This window comes from Sulfurovum sp., from assembly GCF_041551015.1.
Taxonomy (GTDB): domain Bacteria; phylum Campylobacterota; class Campylobacteria; order Campylobacterales; family Sulfurovaceae; genus Sulfurovum.
In genome coordinates, this window is sequence record NZ_JBFENQ010000202.1 from 1 (window position 1) to 2,206 (window position 2,206).

A 2,206-nucleotide genomic window follows, 5' to 3' on the forward strand; every position below is an offset into this window, starting at 1 on the left:
ATCATAGGTAGAGAGAGAATCTTCGATACGCTTTAAAAGTTCAAAGGACTTAGTGATTTCCTGGTTATATTTTTGAGGTAATGAGATGCTTACAAAGGTACCCATAAGTACTTGTGTACGTGTTTGCAATCCCTCTTGTGCTAGTAAAAATAAAGGGAATAAAGAAACAAAGAGAAGTTGCATTAACGCTTCTCTAAAATTTCTATGATTCCTTTAAAATCTTTTTCATGCCCAAAACAACTGCTGGAATTACAGAGCATAAAACCATCATTGGTGTCATTTTTCAAGAGTGAGAAAGGGTGAGGAAGGGTGTCTAGGTCTTTTATATATGTTTTAAGTGTATCTTCTTTGGCTTTAATGATAACATCATCTTTGAGATAACGTATTACCATCCGGCTCATGCGCGGTGTAGAGATGGGTTGGCGCATAACATCATAAGAGTAGATCTCCAATGTTTTAAAAACAAACTTTTTATACACAACATCCACTAAAGAGGAGATACTGTAAAGTACGGAGAGCATGGTCGCCACTGATGAAGGGTAAGAGCTGTCATAAATGTCTGCATTGGTTTCAAACTCTCCACGGGAAAATTTCCATTTACCTTGAATAAAATACTTCTCTATGGCCGAGTTCGTAAGTTTAGTTGCTGTGATCAGGTATGTTTCATTGAGTGTACTCTGATATGCTTCTATAAGCACTTCTGCTAGATAGGCATAATCTTCCAAGAATGCTTTGATTTTGGGTTTTTTACCCATAAGTGTAGAGTGAAAGAGCTCAGAGTTGATATACATACTCTCAAGTAATGCATCCAGTGACTTGATAGCTGGTTGAAGATACGTATTGTCTACACGACTTGCTTTGAAAAGACTTTTGATCATCATGGCATTCCATGAAACAAGTACTTTTTTGTCTATAAAAGGGTGGATACGTTTTTCTCTGCGCTTTTTGAGTGCTTCTATAGCTTCTTCGTAGTAAGGGATATCATTATGGGCAGGATCATCTATGCGAACGATGTTCTTACCTTCAAAATTTCCCTCTGCTGTAATATGCAGTGCCTCAGCAAGTGCAGTATGTTCTTTAGTAGGTATACCAGCTTTCTCAAAAGATTTTAAAGCTTTTTCATAGGTGTAGACAAAGTATTTTCCCTCTTCACCTTCTGTATCCGCGTCAGAAGCAGAGTAAAAGAGAGCATTTTCACTCATATTTTCCATCATGAAGTCTATGGTTTCAAAAGCAACTGACTTGTAAAAATCATCTCCACTTACATGATAGGCTTTAAGGTAGACTTCTGAAAGCAGGGCATTATCGTAAGTCATCTTTTCAAAATGCGGTACAAGCCATTCATTATCTGTAGAATAACGGCAAAAACCGCCTTCTACAAGGTCTCTTAAACCACCTTTTGCCATAGAAGTAAGAGAATGAAGTGACATATTACGTGTCTCTTTGTCTCCTGTGATACGGTAAACATCTAAAAGTAAGTCAAGCATAGAAGCTTGAGGAAATTTAGGTGCTTTGTTAAAGCCGCCATTTTTATTGTCAAACAGTTGTTTGGCTTGGTCTGCGACTCTATTGATGATACTTAGGTCCAGTTTCGTGGCTTGTATCTTGTCTTCTTTTGGATTAAGAAAGCGGAGTATCTCATCAGCTTTTTCTGTCAGAAGATCTTTTTCTTTTGTATATTTGTCAGCAATGACCTCCAGTAGACTTGAAAAGCTCATCATACCATAGCGAGGTTCATCAGGTATATAGGTAGCAGAGTAGAAAGGTTTCTGCTCTTGCGTTAAAAAGATGGAAGTTGGCCATCCACCTGGGCGTTGGTTCATCAGCTGATAGACTTCTTGAAAATGTTTGTCAATGTCGGGACGTTCTTCTCTGTCTACCTTTACGGCAACAAAATGTTCATTCAATATCTTCGCTGTCGCATCATCTTTAAAAGACTCATCCTCCATTACATGACACCAGTGACAAGAACTGTATCCTATAGAAAGAAAGATAGCTTTGTTCTCTTTACGTGCTTTTTCAAATGCTTCTTCTCCCCAAGGGTACCAGTCCACAGGGTTCTCACAATGCTTCTGTAAGTAGGGTGAGTGCTCATTTTTGAGATGATTTGCCATTTTTGACCTTTAAATGTAATACTTGTTTAGTTTTTATTATTCAACTTTGGTTACTATTACACACCTTATACACAAATAGTACAATAGAATAC

1 protein-coding gene and 1 pseudogene are annotated in these 2,206 nt (G+C 37.7%); both read right to left on the minus strand.

Translation table 11 applies throughout. The features are described from left to right. Positions 1-183: pseudogene (locus ABZC96_RS09775) on the minus strand (FAD:protein FMN transferase); the annotation flags it as partial. Next, positions 183-2,114, minus strand: coding sequence for a thioredoxin domain-containing protein (locus ABZC96_RS09780; RefSeq protein ID WP_373030806.1), 1,932 nt, complete (start codon positions 2,112-2,114; stop codon positions 183-185). The pseudogene ABZC96_RS09775 and the gene ABZC96_RS09780, both read right to left, overlap by 1 nt. Between the last annotated feature and the right edge of the window lie 92 nt (positions 2,115-2,206).

What these genes read in the sequence shown, in the direction of transcription:
- ABZC96_RS09780 (WP_373030806.1), bottom strand. Translation starts at nt 2,114, where the DNA reads ATGGCAAATCATCTCAAAAATGAGCACTCACCCTACTTACAGAAGCAT.